The organism is Chryseobacterium sp. NFX27 (genome assembly GCF_049887855.1).
GTDB lineage: Bacteria > Bacteroidota > Bacteroidia > Flavobacteriales > Weeksellaceae > Chryseobacterium.
Window position 1 is genome coordinate 55,508 of record NZ_JAGEKK010000017.1, and the last position, 14,729, is coordinate 70,236.

At 37.7% G+C, this 14,729-nt stretch carries 17 protein-coding genes; all 17 read right to left on the bottom strand.

Translation table 11 applies throughout. The features are described 5' to 3' along the window. Positions 1–15: 15 nt before the first annotated feature. The 17 genes from J4Q03_RS16920 to paaA all read right to left on the bottom strand — a co-directional run bounded on the left by J4Q03_RS16920 (position 16) and on the right by paaA (position 14,711). On the bottom strand, positions 16–723 hold the full coding sequence (locus J4Q03_RS16920) for an SMUG2 DNA glycosylase family protein (RefSeq protein WP_426049297.1): 708 nt from the start codon (positions 721–723) through the stop codon (positions 16–18). Continuing rightward, positions 710–1,429 (bottom strand): DUF4241 domain-containing protein, encoded by a 720-nt coding sequence (locus tag J4Q03_RS16925; RefSeq protein ID WP_426049298.1) that lies wholly within the window; start codon positions 1,427–1,429, stop codon positions 710–712. The genes J4Q03_RS16920 and J4Q03_RS16925 overlap by 14 nt, the downstream gene beginning before the upstream one ends. Positions 1,430–1,477: 48 nt before the next feature. Further along, a complete protein-coding gene (locus J4Q03_RS16930; RefSeq protein ID WP_426049299.1) occupies positions 1,478–2,014 on the bottom strand; it encodes an SMI1/KNR4 family protein in 537 nt (178 codons plus the stop codon). Between the two features lie 132 nt (positions 2,015–2,146). After that, positions 2,147–2,776 (bottom strand): transposase, encoded by a 630-nt coding sequence (locus J4Q03_RS16935; RefSeq protein ID WP_426049300.1) that lies wholly within the window; start codon positions 2,774–2,776, stop codon positions 2,147–2,149. A gap of 110 nt (positions 2,777–2,886) precedes the next feature. After that, positions 2,887–5,382, bottom strand: a complete 2,496-nt coding sequence (paaZ, locus tag J4Q03_RS16940) for a phenylacetic acid degradation bifunctional protein PaaZ (RefSeq protein ID WP_426049301.1) — start codon at positions 5,380–5,382, stop codon at positions 2,887–2,889. A 92-nt stretch (positions 5,383–5,474) separates the two neighbouring features. Continuing rightward, positions 5,475–6,053 (bottom strand): transposase, encoded by a 579-nt coding sequence (locus J4Q03_RS16945; protein WP_426049302.1) that lies wholly within the window; start codon positions 6,051–6,053, stop codon positions 5,475–5,477. Between the two features lie 23 nt (positions 6,054–6,076). Then, positions 6,077–6,346, bottom strand: coding sequence for a hypothetical protein (locus tag J4Q03_RS16950; protein WP_426049303.1), 270 nt, complete (start codon positions 6,344–6,346; stop codon positions 6,077–6,079). Positions 6,347–6,355: 9 nt separating this feature from the next. Further along, positions 6,356–7,183, bottom strand: coding sequence for an alpha/beta hydrolase (locus tag J4Q03_RS16955; RefSeq protein WP_426049304.1), 828 nt, complete (start codon positions 7,181–7,183; stop codon positions 6,356–6,358). Positions 7,184–7,236: 53 nt separating this feature from the next. Next, a complete protein-coding gene (locus tag J4Q03_RS16960) occupies positions 7,237–7,830 on the bottom strand; it encodes a transferase hexapeptide repeat family protein (protein ID WP_426049305.1) in 594 nt (197 codons plus the stop codon). A 133-nt stretch (positions 7,831–7,963) separates the two neighbouring features. Then, the gene (gene pcaF / locus J4Q03_RS16965) at positions 7,964–9,169 is read right to left on the bottom strand and encodes a 3-oxoadipyl-CoA thiolase (protein WP_426049306.1); all 1,206 of its coding nucleotides are present in this window, start codon (positions 9,167–9,169) and stop codon (positions 7,964–7,966) included. A gap of 84 nt (positions 9,170–9,253) precedes the next feature. Continuing rightward, complete coding sequence (locus J4Q03_RS16970) at positions 9,254–9,667, bottom strand: PaaI family thioesterase (RefSeq protein WP_426049307.1); 414 nt, start codon at positions 9,665–9,667, stop codon at positions 9,254–9,256. A gap of 93 nt (positions 9,668–9,760) precedes the next feature. Further along, complete coding sequence (locus tag J4Q03_RS16975; protein ID WP_426049308.1) at positions 9,761–10,894, bottom strand: 3-hydroxyacyl-CoA dehydrogenase NAD-binding domain-containing protein; 1,134 nt, start codon at positions 10,892–10,894, stop codon at positions 9,761–9,763. 83 nt (positions 10,895–10,977) lie between these two features. Beyond that, positions 10,978–11,778 (bottom strand): enoyl-CoA hydratase/isomerase family protein, encoded by an 801-nt coding sequence (locus J4Q03_RS16980; RefSeq protein ID WP_426049309.1) that lies wholly within the window; start codon positions 11,776–11,778, stop codon positions 10,978–10,980. A gap of 226 nt (positions 11,779–12,004) precedes the next feature. Then, positions 12,005–12,469 carry a 1,2-phenylacetyl-CoA epoxidase subunit PaaD gene (paaD, locus tag J4Q03_RS16985; protein WP_426049310.1) on the bottom strand — a complete coding sequence of 155 codons (465 nt, stop codon included), beginning with the start codon at positions 12,467–12,469 and terminating at the stop codon, positions 12,005–12,007. Between the two features lie 80 nt (positions 12,470–12,549). Further along, on the bottom strand, positions 12,550–13,299 hold the full coding sequence (gene paaC, locus J4Q03_RS16990) for a 1,2-phenylacetyl-CoA epoxidase subunit PaaC (RefSeq protein ID WP_426049311.1): 750 nt from the start codon (positions 13,297–13,299) through the stop codon (positions 12,550–12,552). 73 nt (positions 13,300–13,372) lie between these two features. Continuing rightward, a complete protein-coding gene (paaB, locus tag J4Q03_RS16995; protein WP_034725794.1) occupies positions 13,373–13,654 on the bottom strand; it encodes a 1,2-phenylacetyl-CoA epoxidase subunit PaaB in 282 nt (93 codons plus the stop codon). 118 nt (positions 13,655–13,772) lie between these two features. Further along, the gene (gene paaA / locus J4Q03_RS17000) at positions 13,773–14,711 is read right to left on the bottom strand and encodes a 1,2-phenylacetyl-CoA epoxidase subunit PaaA (RefSeq protein ID WP_306840333.1); all 939 of its coding nucleotides are present in this window, start codon (positions 14,709–14,711) and stop codon (positions 13,773–13,775) included. Positions 14,712–14,729 lie beyond the last annotated feature (18 nt).

The window sequence follows — 14,729 nt, forward strand, 5'->3', positions numbered from 1 at the left end:
TGAAAAATTCCCTGACTATTCAGGGAATTTTTGTTTTTTCAATGCTAAAATATATTTGTCGATGTACAGCTGTTTTTCTTTTGTTTTATATTGTTGGATATATCTGGGATGCTCAAGAACGGTCATTTTCCCGAATAACTGCGCCTCATTATTCAATGCAGCAATAAATTCTGAATTCTTTTTACCGAGAACAAAGACTTCGGAAGTATCCACACCAAGGCTGATATGCTTTTTCAGGGAATCGATCATAAACTCTTTTATGGTTTCAAAGAGTTTTTTATCATCATAATAATTAGCATTCAGCCATCCCGTTTTTGTTTTTCTTACAATAGCCAGCGGAAAGGGTGAATTGATATAAACATCTTTGTAAAATTCTTCTGCTCCACCATATTCAGCGATCATATCGTACATGAAAACGGAAGAAACTTCGTGGGTACGGGCCGATTTCATTTTAATTCCACAAACAGCTTCCAATCTTTTGGTATCGGTAAACGGAACGCCCGTTACTCCGGCTCCATGCCGGCTGGGATTGATCCCAATCATAAATTTCCGGGGATTCCTGTCATTGTAGTATTTTTGATAAAATTCCTGCATGACCATCATTGTTTCAGGATTGTCCAGATACGGATTCATGGCCTTAAAACCATCAGGAAGATTTCCTGAAAACTGAAGATTTTTATTGAATTCTATGACTTTATCAGCAAAGGTTTTATTCCTCATCATCAGACAATGCCAGTTCTATATCAATAAACTGAATATATAATCCGCAAATTTCTCCTTTTTCATCGTATGCAAAATAAACAGGATAACCACCGTCTCCAAAACCGCTTGCAAACATTGGAATATGATATTCTGTATTGGGAACCTTCCAGTTGATCCAGTCTCCCAGCTCTCTCTGATTTTGCGGATGCTCTTGGTAACTTTGGGCAAACTGTCCGGCGAAATAATTGTCGTAAACATTTTCTACATTCACTTCGGTAAGGAATTTATCAAAATAGGGAAGCACTTCTGCATCAGTAATACATCCCAGTCCGGCATCTACCATGAACCCAAAGTAGTCTCCTTCATGCAAATCTTCAAGATTTTCCACCCCGATCAGAGCTTCTCTGTACAGCACAGGTTTTTCTTTGGTAAATTCAACTTTTACGGCAGCATAACGGCTACCCCATTCCTCAGACTTTACAACAGCAATTTTTACAGGAAAATCTCCTTTTGGAGCCTGAAGAAAATAAGGCTTTTCTCCTGCCCTCAAAAAAACCAAAGGATCTCTTACGATCACTTTTCCGGACGGCAGGGATACATTTCCTATCTCCATGATTTCCATTTTCTGCTCCAGAATTTCATCCGAAGTAAAATAGGTTTCCAAATCTACGGGACATGTAAGGATATCTTTTACCACTTCCCATTTTTGCATCCAGCTTTCGTTCATTACTTTATTTTTTATGATTCGATTTAAAGTTTAAAAATACCGGTTTATTTATTCACTGTCAAATTCATCTTCACTTTTCAGCCCTTTTATGAAAGTTTCAAAATCTTTGGCCAGAAATATCTTTCTGTAATTATCTTCCTGATCAATATGAACTACTTCGGGTTCGCCATCTTTTCCGCAACTGGAATAATCCAGCAAAACCATATCATGCCCTGCCGAAGGACAGTCGCAGATATAAACACCTATTGCCGGATATCCCCATTCTTCAATCATAAACTGACTTCCGAGCTCTCCACAGATGGAATAGGTTTTTTCTCTTCCGATTCCCGTAATTCCGGTAATGGCAATATGATCATCCGCCCAGGAATTTTCTTGTGACGTAGGAAAGCATGATTTCTCCACCAATCCTCCGTTCTGCAGTCTCATCAATTCGATATAAGAAGCCGGAAGTTTGTAGCCAAGCTCTTCTTCTACGGAAGCAATAAGTTCATCATCGGGGAACGGTTCTATATAATCTCTTACGGAATAACTGCTCTCGTTCCAGAAATCCGTAAAATCAAAGTCTTTGAAAAATTGTAATTCCATATCCTGTTTTAAATAAATAAATTCTGATTGTACTGTAAAAGTAATTATCATTTTTAATAAAACATTTCTTCAACTAAGATTTTTTATGGAGGGTAAAAATTCTTGTCAAGGTTTAAAACCTTGACAAGGATTCTAAAACTCACAATCAAGCTCAATATCCTTTTTATGTGAGAGTATAAAATTTTCTCTATTATCAAATAATTCAATAACCTCTTCTCTTTTCAATAAAGTTTTTGAATTACTTAAAATAGTTTGATAAGAGGAAAAAATGTATTTTGAAAATTCAGGTGTTAAAAAATGATTTTGCGGATTTTGATGAATATAAATTATTGTATTAATTAAATACTCATCTGATGTAATCAATTTTCTTTTAAATGGAGATTCAATAAGAGCACCATGTCTTTTATTTTCTTTATTAAAAGCCTGGGAATAAGAATTAAAAATTCGGGCAAACTGCTTTGAGAAAATATTCTGAGGAGAATGGAGGCCTATCTTAGTAGCATTTGTAGCCTTGTCAAGGTTTTGAACCTTGACAAGGCTATCCAATTCAAAATCAGATTTTATCTTAACTAAAAGATGAAAATGATTAGGCAACAGGCAATATGCATATACATTACAAACAGGAATAAGAAAGTCAGACACTTTATTGAGAAAGAACAAATAATTCTGATCTGATTTAAAAATATTTTCTCCGTTAATTCCACGATTATAAATATGGTAGAAACAATCTGCTTCAATTGGAGTAGTTCTGATGTCTGTCATTTCATTTGTGTTATGTGGTTCTTTTTAATTTTTCTTTATCCTTGTCAAGGTTAAAAAAATCCCTTTCAGTAAAAACCAAAAGGGACTATAAATTTAAATTACATTTTGAATTAAATCAAACCAAACTGTTCAAAGTGGTGTGTAAAATGCTTTTTGTGCATGAGTTCCCACATTTCTTTATTCAGTTTTCCGAATACAAAGTTCATATGCTCGGCTTGTGGATTTTCTCTGTAATATACTGTAAATTTCTGTACATTATCCAGGAAAGACTGTTTTGCGGCATCCAGATTTTTATGCTTTAATTCCAGTAATGTTTCGTCTTCAGCCAGGAATGGAGCCGGGAAATCTTTCGGCATTTTTCTGTGATTATAAAGGGAATCCTGCCATTTTTCCAATTGTTCTTCCGGTGTGAAACATTTGTCGGCTTCCGGCTCACCTAAGCTTACCAGAACTCCATGTTCCAGATGTTCAATCATTTGCTGAGGAGACATTTTACCCCAACTTGGCTGTGTACTTTCCGTTAAACCACCCAATATTTTCTGAACATTTTTCACATTCAGATCAATAAAAGGAGAATGTTTTGCCACCAGTGTTAAGATAGTCGCTACACAAACGATCTCATCTCTCTGATTAACGACTTCTACTAACCATTTTACAACGCCTGAAGGAATGTTTCTTCCCTTTACACCTCTGTTTATTTTTTCTTTTGCCGTTAAATAGACTGTGATGGTATCTCCTGCGTAAACGGGTTTAAAGAATGAACAGTTTTCCAATCCGTAGTTTGCAATAACAGGTCCTTTTTTTCCTGAAACAAACAACCCTGCTGCTGCTGAAAGGATGAAATATCCGTGAGCTACTGTTTTATCGAAAATAGTTCCGGTTAAGCTGGTTGCATCAGTATGGGCATAGAAATGGTCCCATGAAACATTGGAGAAATTAACGATATCTGCATCGGTAACTGTTCTTCCTGCCGTTTCCAGTGAATCCCCTACTTCAACTTCTTCGAAATATTTCTGGAAAGGATGTTTGTCTGAGAATTTTTTCTCTGCACCCTGCTGATACACTTTTGTAATCGCTTTCAATACATCCGGAGAACCTTGAATCGCTGTTTTCTGAAGGAAGAAATGAAGACCGTTCAGTCCGCCCATTTCCTCACCTCCACCAGCTCTTCCCGGACCACCATGCATCAGGGTAGGCAGCGGTGAACCGTGACCTGTACTTTCTTTGGCGTTATCTCTGTTCAGAACAAAAATTCTGCCGTGTTGGGAAGCCATTTTCCAAGACGTTTCTGCAATAAAGCTTTCATCATGGGAAATAATAGATCCTACCAAGCTTCCTTTTCCTCTTTTAGCAAGAGCTGCCGCTTCTTCGGCATCTTTGTAAGGCATTAACGTAGAAACCGGTCCGAAAGCTTCTACATCATGAGAGATATTTTTCTCAAAAGGCTTATCGTTTAAGAACAGCTTCGGACTCATAAATGCTCCGTTATCATAATCAGCATCTACAAGTTCATGCTTTCCGTCGTAAATTAATTCTGTTTCAGATTTTAAAATATTTACTTTTCTAACTACCTCATCGTACTGCTGTTTTCCTACCAGTGATCCCATTCTGGTTTCTCTGCTTAATGGGTTTCCGATTTTGGTCTGGTCTAAAGCTTTAGACAAAGCATTCTGAACATCTCCAATCAAGTGCTCAGGAACAATAATTCTTCTGATTGCGGTACATTTCTGACCTGCTTTTGTGGTCATCTCATTACGTACTTCCTTAATGAACAGATCAAATTCCGGAGTTCCCGGTTTTGCATCCAGACCTAAAATTGAACAGTTCAGAGAATCTGCTTCCATATTGAAACGGACTGCGTTTCCGGCAATGGAAGACATTGATTTCAGTTTTCTTCCTGTATGGGCAGAACCGGTGAACAGTACAGAATCACCGTCCTGAACATAATCCAGGATATTTCCCGGCTCACCACAAACCAACTGAAGTGCACCTTCCGGCAAAACTCCACTTTCGATCATATCCTGGAAAACAGCATTTGTAAGGTAAGAACCGTAAGGAGACGGTTTTACAATGGAAGGAACACCCGCCAGAAGTGAAGTGGATAATTTCTCCAACATACCCCAAACCGGAAAGTTATAGGCATTGATCTGTATAGAAACTCCTTCACTTGGTGTCAGAATATGGGTTCCCAGAAAAGTTCCGTTAGCAGAGATTTTCTGAGTTTCCCCATCTACCCAGAACGGAGTATTTGGAAGCATTCTTTTTGCCAATCCGGAATAAGTGAAGAAAGTACCAAAACCTCCTTCTATATCTACCCACGAATCTGCGTGGGTAGCTCCTGTTTTATATGATAATTCGTAATATTTTTTCTTTCTTTCCAAAAGATAAAGAGCCACTTTTTTCAGCATCTCTCCTCTGTCATAAAACGTCATGGAAGAAAGGTTTTTGTAGCCTACTGTTCTTCCGTAATCAAGAGCCTGCTCGAAATTGAGTCCTTCTGTATCTGAAACAGCAACCTGTTCGCCTGTAACGGCGTTGTATAAAGGAATCCCGTTTCCGGTACCTTCTACCCATTCTCCGTAGATGTAATTTTTCAGTTTTTCCATATTATTTTTAACTTTTATTTCTTTTTAATGTCTTACACCCCACTTTTCTTTAAACCTTATAGGTTTTAAAAACCTATAAGGTTTGCGAACCTTTATTCTAAATTCATAAAATCATATTCTACATTAGATTTATGATAGTCTAGAAAATCATCTTTTGTCTCGAAATATTTCAGAATTTCTTTTCTTTCAACAGTGCTTGACTTTTCTATATTTACATATGAATTATAGGAAGAGTATTTCCATTTTTCAGCCTGACTGACAAAACCATGATGTACCGGATTATTGTGGATATAATGCAATAGTTTAAGCAGGTATTTTTCATCCTGAACTCTTTTCCGTTTCAGAAAATCAAGAAAGAGAGCACCTCTTCTATTATATCTTTTGTTATACGCTTTAACATAACTATTCAGAAAATTACTGAATGGCTTCATTAAATATTGATGTTCATTAGTAACCTTATTATTCTCTAAATCTTTAAACCTAACTAATAAATGAAAATGGTTTGGCATCAAACAATAAGCGTAAATGTCAGCAATCGGTGCAATATACTTTAATAACTTATCCAAAAAATAATGATAATTACTTTCCTCCATAAACAGTAGATCTTTTCCATTGGCATGTGAGTATATATGATACATACAACCGGACTCAAAATGCTCTGTGCTAGTCATTATTTTCTATTAATTATTGAAATTTATTTTTTAATAATGAGTTGTACTATTTTTCTTCCTGCAACAAACAGCAGCAACAGAATAAGGGAAAAATCCAGGATCAGGACTGCATCCACAAACAGGGTATATAAAAAATCCTTCTGTTTCAGCTTTCTGATCACATGTTCTGATTCTACATGCTCCAATACATCAGAAATACCTATTAATTCTTTCAGCAAATAGAATCCCGCATAATTGATTCCGATAAGAGCAATTAACAGGAAAATCCAATATTTCTTCAGAAAAGGTATCATTCAAAGTCTTTATTTCAATTCCTTATATGGAAACAATTTCACCAAACCTTCATACAGGCTTCTGTGAAGAATAGTAGCATGATTATCTGTTTCCATTATTTTATATTCCACAGTCCAGTTCTTTTTACCGGTCTGTTTCAGCACATCATAAAGAGATCCTGCATCTTTTACCATCACAGGATGTTCATCTTTTCCTACAGAAACATAAATAAACTTCTTTGTATCCGGACTTTTGGAAAGCTGTTGTGGAGCCTGTTTCAGTAAGCTCTGATCATCCCACCACAAACTTGGGCTGATGATAAAATAGTTATTGAACATTTCCGGTTTTTTGAAAAGAATTTCAGTAGCCAGAAGTCCGCCCAGGGACTGCCCGAATAGATATTTCTCTGTCGTTTTATACTGGCTTCCAATGTAAGGGAGCAGTTCTTTTTCCAGAAAATCAATAAACTTATCCGAATGGCCTGTCGTCGGGTAGTCTTTCTGTAAATCTTTAAGATCTGTATGAAAAGTGAAATCTCTTTTTCTGTCTATGTTGGCAATTCCTACCACGATGGTTTCAGGCATTGCATACATTTGATTAAAGAACTGTACTAAGCCGGAAACATGGATAAAGTCTTCGTTGATTGAACCATCCAGAAGATAGATAACCGGGTATGATTTTGTTTTATCGAAACCGTTCGGCAGATAAATGTTTAAAGTTCTGTCTTCATTTAATATTTTAGATTTAAATGTCCTGACCTCTCCAATAGTCAACGGTTTTACTTTCTCATTCTGGGCTAAAACCATGAATTGAAAAGCAAACAGCATAGTACAGGCAATGAGAAACTTTTTGATCATATTCGTTTTTGTTTGTATAATAAAACCTTATCAGCTTGAATAAGGTGTAACGGCTATTTTAAATCCGCCCAGATGCTGTAATCAACAGTTTTGGTAGCGGTTTGCTCCACATATTCTGAGAACGGCTCACAAGGAAGAATAGCTTCTTTTCCCTCTCTTGCCAGCTGTTGGTACAATTTTGTTCCTTCAGTTTTCCAATGGATCATTTCATCGGAAACATCTCTGATAATTTTGGCAGGACTTCCTACGATTAATTTTCTCGGCTCACATCTGAAGTTAGCCGGAACAAAAGCCAGAGCTCCGATGATGCATTCGTCACCGATAACCGCTTTATCCATTACTACTGAATTCATTCCTACAAGACAGTTTTTACCGATATGCCCGGAATGAATGATCGCTCCATGACCAATATGGGCAGATTCTTCCAGGATGGTTTCAATATTCGGAAACACATGGAGTGTACAGTTCTCCTGGACATTGGCTCCATCTTTAATGATAATCTTTCCCCAGTCGCCGCGGATCACAGCATTGGGCCCGATATATACTTCTTCACCGATTTCCACATTCCCGATAATGACCGCCTGCGGATGAATATAAGCAGAAGGTTTGATGATAGGACGGATACCGTGGTATGAGTAGATGTTCATAATTTTTTTATTAAAAAATTAATTTAACAATGTATCAATTTAACAGTTTACCAATGAGAGATTTTTCGATAGGCTCAGATATCACATGAATTGTTAGATTGATACATTTTTATATTGTTACATTATTGAAAAATTACATTTTTTCAATGACCATTGCATAGCCTTGTCCGACACCGATACAAAGGGTACACAATGCGTATTTCTTATCCTGTTTCTGAAGTTCCATAGCTGCAGAACCAATGATTCTTGCCCCGGAAACACCCAGTGGATGGCCGATGGCAATAGCTCCTCCGTTTGGATTCACTCTGGCATCATCATCTTTTAAACCTAAGCTTCTGGTCACGGCTAAGGCCTGTGCTGCAAATGCTTCATTCAGCTCGATGATGTCAATATCGTTCAGAGAAAGATTTAATCTTTTTAATAATTTCTGAGTGGCTTCTACAGGTCCTATTCCCATAATTCTAGGTTCTACCCCAGCTACGGCGGATCCTAAAATCCTGGCTTTTGGTTTTAAACCATATTTTTTCACAGCCTCTTCGCTTGCCAGGATAAGGGCTGCTGCTCCGTCATTCATTCCTGATGCATTTCCAGCGGTTACCGTTCCCTCTTTTCTGAAAGCCGGACGAAGTTTTCCCAGACCGTCCATGGAAGATGTAGGTTTGATGAATTCATCCTGATCAAAAATTTTAGGTTCGCCTTTTTTCTGTGGAATTTCAACTTTTACAATTTCTTCTGCCAGTCTTCCATTTTGCTGAGCTTTTGTCGCTTTCTGCTGAGACCAAAGGGCAAATCTATCCTGATCTTCTCTGCTGATATTGTGCATATCTGCAAGATTCTCTGCTGTTTCTCCCATTCCGTCAACCCCGTACATTTCTTTCATTTTCGGATTAACAAAACGCCATCCGAAAGTGGTGTCAAACATCTGGCTGTCTCTTCCGAAGGCAGTACCCGGCTTAGACATTACATAAGGTGAACGGGTCATATGTTCTACGCCGCCTGCAATATAAATTTCACCTTCGCCAGCAGCAATGGAACGGAAAGCATTAGCCACCGCAGACATTCCTGAAGCACAAAGCCTGTTTACTGTTTCCCCTCCGATTTTATAAGGCAGTCCGGCCAATAAAAGAGCCATTCTCGCTACGTTACGGTTATCTTCTCCTGCCTGATTGGCACATCCGAAAATAACGTCCTCAATTTCCTCAGCAGGAACTTCCGGATTTCTGGCCATAACTTCTTTAATAACCACAGCTGCTAAATCATCAGCTCTTACTTCTGATAATCCGCCCTGTAATTTTGAAATTGGTGTTCTTACGTAGTCTATGATGTATACGTTATTCATTTTTATTAATTTAACAATGTATCAGTTTGAAAATGTAACAATTGGATTGGTAAATTGGTACATTTTCAAATTGGTACATTTTATTTATAGTTCTGTTACTTTTTTTCCAATTTTATAAACTGTTCCGACGAATTTTGCAATCAGTTCGCTGTTCTGATTGGTGATCTGTATGTCGTAAACAGCTGTTTTTCTGGTATTATTCACCAGAATGCTTTCTGCTCTGAAAACATCACCTTCCTTTCCGGCTTTGGTAAAATTGATGATACAGTTCAGGGCAACAGCTGCATCTCCGGTGTTATTGGATGAAAATGCCAGCGCAGAATCTGCAAAAGCAAATGTAACCCCTCCGTGAACTGTTTTCAGCCCATTGATCATCTCTTTTTTGATGGGCATTTCTATTAAACAATAGTTTTCTCTGACTTCGATCATTCTGATATTCATCCATTGGGAAAAATAATCCTGACTGAACATATAATCTGCAACTTGTCTTGGCGTCATTTCTTTTAATTTAACAGTGTATCAATATAACAGTTTACCAATAGAAATTCAAAATACTCAATGGATTGTTACATTGTTAGACTTATTATATTGTTACATTTTACGAAGTAAAGGACTTTGTCTGTATCTTTCTTCCTGATATTCCTCGTAAAGATTCTGCAGGGTTTCGGAGATTTTTGAATAACCGATTTCTTTTCCCCATGCCAGCAATCCTTTTGGATAATTGACTCCTTTCTGCATGGCCAATTCAATATCTTCATCGTTGGCAACACCTAATCTTTTAGCCTCTACAGCTTCATTGATCAGCATTGAAATGATCCTTAAAAAGATCTGATGATACAATGCATTGTTTTTCTCAGCAACCGGTTTTTCTGCACCTTCTGCATAATCGTAGAATCCTTTTCCGGTTTTTCTGCCGTGAAGTTTAGCTTCGGCCATTCTTTGCTGAAGCAAAGACGGTTTGTATTTTGGATCGTAGAAATAATCTTTGTAAACGGTTGTTGTTACTGCAAAATTTACATCAACACCAATAAGATCCATTAGTTCAAATGGCCCCATTTTAAAGTTTCCAAGTGTTCTCATGGCTTCGTCTACCTGCTCCGGTGTTGCGATGTTTTCTTCAACAATTCTTAATCCTTCCCCATAATAAGGACGGGCAATTCTGTTAACGATAAATCCGGGGATATCTTTAGCAATCACAGGCATTTTCCCCCAATCTTTCATGAGGTTGTAGATTTTCTCAGCCAATGATTTTTCTGTTAATAAAGAAGGAATCACCTCAACCAAAGGCATCAGTGGTGCCGGATTGAAAAAGTGAATTCCGATGAAACGCTCAGGTGTCTTTAATTCTGCCCCAAGAGAGGTGATAGAAATAGATGATGTATTGGAACCAATGATACAGTTTTCGGAAACATAGGTTTCAAGTTCTGTAAATACTTTGGTTTTTATGTCTTTGTTTTCGATGATGGCTTCGATCACGAGATCGGAATCTTTCAGATCCTGTAAAGCTTCACCTTTAACGATATTATTTCTGATTTCTGTGGCTTTTTCCTGAGAAATCTTAGCTTTATCCACTAATTTCTGAAGTGTTTTCTCTAAGCCTGATAATGCTTTATCAATCTGCGGAGCATTTGCATCGAATAAAACGACTTTGCATCCCGCTGTTGCAGCCACCTGAGCAATTCCTACGCCCATGGTTCCTGCCCCAATAATTCCGATATTTTTCATTTTTTATAGATATTAGAAACTAGAAGTTAGAAGTTAGGTCTATACTTACTAATATCTAACTTCTAATCTCTAGCTTCTATAATTTATTTTCCTTTATAATCAGGTTTTCTTTTCTGTAAAAAGGCGTTTACCCCTTCGATGAAATCTTCTGTCTCTGCAGCTTCCTGCTGTAGGTCACCTTCCAATTCAAGCTGCTCTTTCAGTGTATTGTTGTAAGACTGTGCAAAGGCTTTTTTAGTTAATTTGATAGCAGCTGTCGGCATATTTGACATTTTCTCAAGGATCTCCATAGATTTCGGAGCAAATTCTTCCTCAGTAAAGACCTCAGCTACCAAACCATAAGATTTAGATTCTTCAGCTGATAATCTTTTGCCTGTAAATGCTAAATAATTGGCCAGTTGTCTTCCTAATAATTTTGGAAGAAAATAAGTTCCACCCGTATCAGGAATCAATCCGATATTTGAAAATGCCTGAGCAAAATAGGATTTATCTACTGCTAAAACAAAATCACAAATCAGGGCCAGCATCGCACCTGCTCCTACTGCAGGGCCGTTTACCAATGCCACAACAGGTTTTTTACAACGCGTGATCTCTGTAACCAGAGGATTGTAGTAATCCACTACAATTTTTCTGATGATATCATTATCATGGTGCTCATTGCCCTGTACGAAAGCATCATCCAGATTCTGACCGGAGCAGAAAGCTCTTCCTCTTCCTGAAATCGCCACACATCTTACTGTTGGGTCTTCGCTGCATTCTTTAACGAAATCTTTAAGATCTGATAAAGACGGCTTTGTAAGCGCGTTCATCGTTTCCGGCTGATTGAGGTAAGCAATTTTCAGTTTTCCGTCAAAATGCGTTTCAATATCAAGTTGTGTATACATGGTTTAAATTTAAATTAAATGATTAAAGAATTGAAAAATTACACTGCCCTAATTTAACAATATAAAATAATGTGGCAATCTCTGTAGCGTAACAATATATCAGTTTAACAATGTAACAATCAATAGTCTTGCATAGTATCAAAATAATCCAGCAATGTATCAGTTTATCAATGTAACAATTACTTCAGTATTGGTAAACTGGTACATTGATTCAATGTTATATTAATTAGTGACATTTAAAATAATCAAACGGCTCCAGACAGTCTAAGCATTGATAAGAAGCCTTACACAATGTAGATCCGAATCTGCTGATCTGCTTTGAATTCATAGAGCCACAACGTGGGCATTTTTTCGGTTTCCCGATGTGATGTTCGTCTGCTCCCTTTTCAGGAGGTGAGATTCCGTACGCCCTCAGTTTTTCTCTTGCTTCATCCGTTAACCAGTCTGTAGTCCATATCGGAAACATTTTGGTTACCACTTTGGCATCCCAGCCGTTTTCCTTCATGATCTTCATGATGTCTTCCTCAATGGTGAACATGGCAGGACAGGCAGAATAAGTAGGTGTAATCGTTATTTCACAAGAATTCTCGCTGGTAACTTTTGCTTCTCTTACAATGCCCAGTTCCACGATATTGATAACCGGAATTTCCGGATCGGGAACTAATTCTAATATTTCTAAAGGATCTTTCATTTTTAAAATGTCCAATTTATCAATCTAACAGTCTAGATTAATTGTTATATTGACAATGCTACATTGTTATATTCAGATATTTACCACGTACATCCCGGATACGCTCTCTGCATATACTGAAGCTCGCAAAGGATAAATCCAAAATATTCAGTATGGTATCCTGTTCTTGATTTAGGCTGCATAAATGGATTTACCGGATATTCCAATCCATATTCTGCAAAATCTTTTTCTGTGATGGCTAAAAATTCTTTGTACAGTTCATCTCCATCCGGAGCAATGTTTAAAGCAATTAAATCATCCTCTCCTTCCACTTTTGCAAATAAACCTTTTGTGTATTCCCAAATATTTTCGATGGCTTTTAGCAAACGTTCACGGCTTTCTTCTGTTCCCTGAGCAAAAATCTTCATCCAGGAAGAAGCATGAGTGTAATGATATCTCACTTCTTTTAAAGATTTCTGAGCCAGCGCGGAAAGCTCCTCATCGGCAGAGTTTGATAATGCTTCATACATTAATTTCTGATAGACAGAGAAAACATATACTTTAAGAATCGTCTGTGCATAATCTTCATTGGGAAGTTCAACCCAATGTGCGTTTACATATTCGTGCTCGTATCTTAAAAAGGCCAAATCATCTTCGCTTTTGCCGTTATCAGCCACCCTTGATGCATACACATAAAAGTTATTGGCCTGACCCAATTCGTCCAGTGCGATGTTTGTCAATGCGATATCTTCCTCCAAATAAGGCCCTTCACCGCACCATGCAGACAGTCTCTGTCCCATGATGAAGCTGTCATCAGCAAACTTTAATAAATAATTATATAATGAATTCATTGTTTTATAGAATTTAGAAATTAGAGGTTAGAAATTAGACTAAATTCTAGAATCTAACTTCTAATTTCTCTTTTTACATATTTTTTACATCATTAGGAATATCGTAGAACGTTGGGTGACGGTATAGTTTGTCATCTGCCGGATCAAAGAAAGCTTCTTTGTCTACTCCTTCTGAAGTCACAATATATTTACTTGGAACTACCCAAACGGAAGTCCCTTCTTTTCTTCTGGTGTAAACGTCTCTCGCGTTCTGTAAAGCCATTTCTGCAGTTGGCGCCTGTACTATTCCTGCGTGTTTGTGAGATAATCCCGGTTTAGTCTGAATAAACACTTCCCACATATCTAAATTTGCCATAGTCAAATTCTAAATTTAACAATGTATCAGTGTAACAGTTTACCAATTAAATGTTCTTCGCTTGGCTCAGAATAATGAATTGATTGTTACATTTTTACATTGGTATATTGTTACATTATTATATTACTTCTTTTTGTTGTTTTTCTGCAAAAGCTATTGCCGCTTCTTTTACCCAGGAATTTTCTCTTTGAGCTTTTCTCTTGGTTTCGATACGTTTCTTATTACAAGGTCCATTTCCTTTTAGGATTTCCATGAATTCATCCCATGGAAGCTCTCCGAAATCGTAGTGCTGTCTTTCTTCATTCCACTTCAGATCTTTATCCGGAACGGTTAATCCCAAAAATTCAGCCTGAGAAACGGTAACGTCGATAAATCTCTGACGAAGGCTGTCGTTACTTTCTCTTTTCACCCTGTAGTTCATGGAGATTTTAGAGTTCGGTGAACTGTCGTCATTTGGTCCAAACATCATTAAAGCAGGCCACCAGAAACGGTTTAGTGAAGCCTGAGCCATTTCTTTCTGCTGTTTTGTTCCGCGGCAAAGTGCCATCAGAATTTCGTAGCCCTGTCTTTGGTGGAAAGATTCTTCTTTACAGATTTTCACCATCGCTCTTGAATAAGGACCGTAAGAGTTCCCCATCAGCATCACCTGATTCATAATCGCGGCACCATCTACCAGCCAGCCGATAGCACCGATATCTGCCCAGCTCAGCGTCGGGTAATTAAAAATACTTGAGTATTTCGCTTTACCTTCCAACATATCTTCATAAGTGGCATCTCTGTCCGCCCTGATGGTTCCGTTTCCTAAAGTCTCTGTTGCAGAATACAGGTACAGGCCGTGACCTGCCTCATCCTGAACTTTAGCTAAAAGAGCCATTTTTCTTCTCAGTGAGGGTGCTCTAGAGATCCAGTTGGCTTCCGGCAGCATTCCGACAATCTCAGAATGTGCATGCTGTGAAATCTGACGAACCAACAGTTTTCTGTAATCATCGGGCATTACATCTTTTGGCTCCACTTTGTTTTCTTCGTGAACGTATTGAACAAATTTTTCTAAATCCATAATTTTCAATTTAGCAAT

Bases quoted from the DNA above. Each gene is read 5' to 3' on its own strand.
- J4Q03_RS16920 (WP_426049297.1), bottom strand. From the start codon at position 723: ATGATGAGGAATAAAACCTTTGCTGATAAAGTCATAGAATTCAATAAA.
- J4Q03_RS16925 (WP_426049298.1), bottom strand. From the start codon at position 1,429: ATGAACGAAAGCTGGATGCAAAAATGGGAAGTGGTAAAAGATATCCTT.
- J4Q03_RS16930 (WP_426049299.1), bottom strand. From the start codon at position 2,014: ATGGAATTACAATTTTTCAAAGACTTTGATTTTACGGATTTCTGGAAC.
- J4Q03_RS16935 (WP_426049300.1), bottom strand. From the start codon at position 2,776: ATGACAGACATCAGAACTACTCCAATTGAAGCAGATTGTTTCTACCAT.
- paaZ (WP_426049301.1), bottom strand. From the start codon at position 5,382: ATGGAAAAACTGAAAAATTACATCTACGGAGAATGGGTAGAAGGTACC.
- J4Q03_RS16945 (WP_426049302.1), bottom strand. From the start codon at position 6,053: ATGACTAGCACAGAGCATTTTGAGTCCGGTTGTATGTATCATATATAC.
- J4Q03_RS16950 (WP_426049303.1), bottom strand. From the start codon at position 6,346: ATGATACCTTTTCTGAAGAAATATTGGATTTTCCTGTTAATTGCTCTT.
- J4Q03_RS16955 (WP_426049304.1), bottom strand. From the start codon at position 7,183: ATGATCAAAAAGTTTCTCATTGCCTGTACTATGCTGTTTGCTTTTCAA.
- J4Q03_RS16960 (WP_426049305.1), bottom strand. From the start codon at position 7,830: ATGAACATCTACTCATACCACGGTATCCGTCCTATCATCAAACCTTCT.
- pcaF (WP_426049306.1), bottom strand. From the start codon at position 9,169: ATGAATAACGTATACATCATAGACTACGTAAGAACACCAATTTCAAAA.
- J4Q03_RS16970 (WP_426049307.1), bottom strand. From the start codon at position 9,667: ATGACGCCAAGACAAGTTGCAGATTATATGTTCAGTCAGGATTATTTT.
- J4Q03_RS16975 (WP_426049308.1), bottom strand. From the start codon at position 10,894: ATGAAAAATATCGGAATTATTGGGGCAGGAACCATGGGCGTAGGAATT.
- J4Q03_RS16980 (WP_426049309.1), bottom strand. From the start codon at position 11,778: ATGTATACACAACTTGATATTGAAACGCATTTTGACGGAAAACTGAAA.
- paaD (WP_426049310.1), bottom strand. From the start codon at position 12,469: ATGAAAGATCCTTTAGAAATATTAGAATTAGTTCCCGATCCGGAAATT.
- paaC (WP_426049311.1), bottom strand. From the start codon at position 13,299: ATGAATTCATTATATAATTATTTATTAAAGTTTGCTGATGACAGCTTC.
- paaB (WP_034725794.1), bottom strand. From the start codon at position 13,654: ATGGCAAATTTAGATATGTGGGAAGTGTTTATTCAGACTAAACCGGGA.
- paaA (WP_306840333.1), bottom strand. From the start codon at position 14,711: ATGGATTTAGAAAAATTTGTTCAATACGTTCACGAAGAAAACAAAGTG.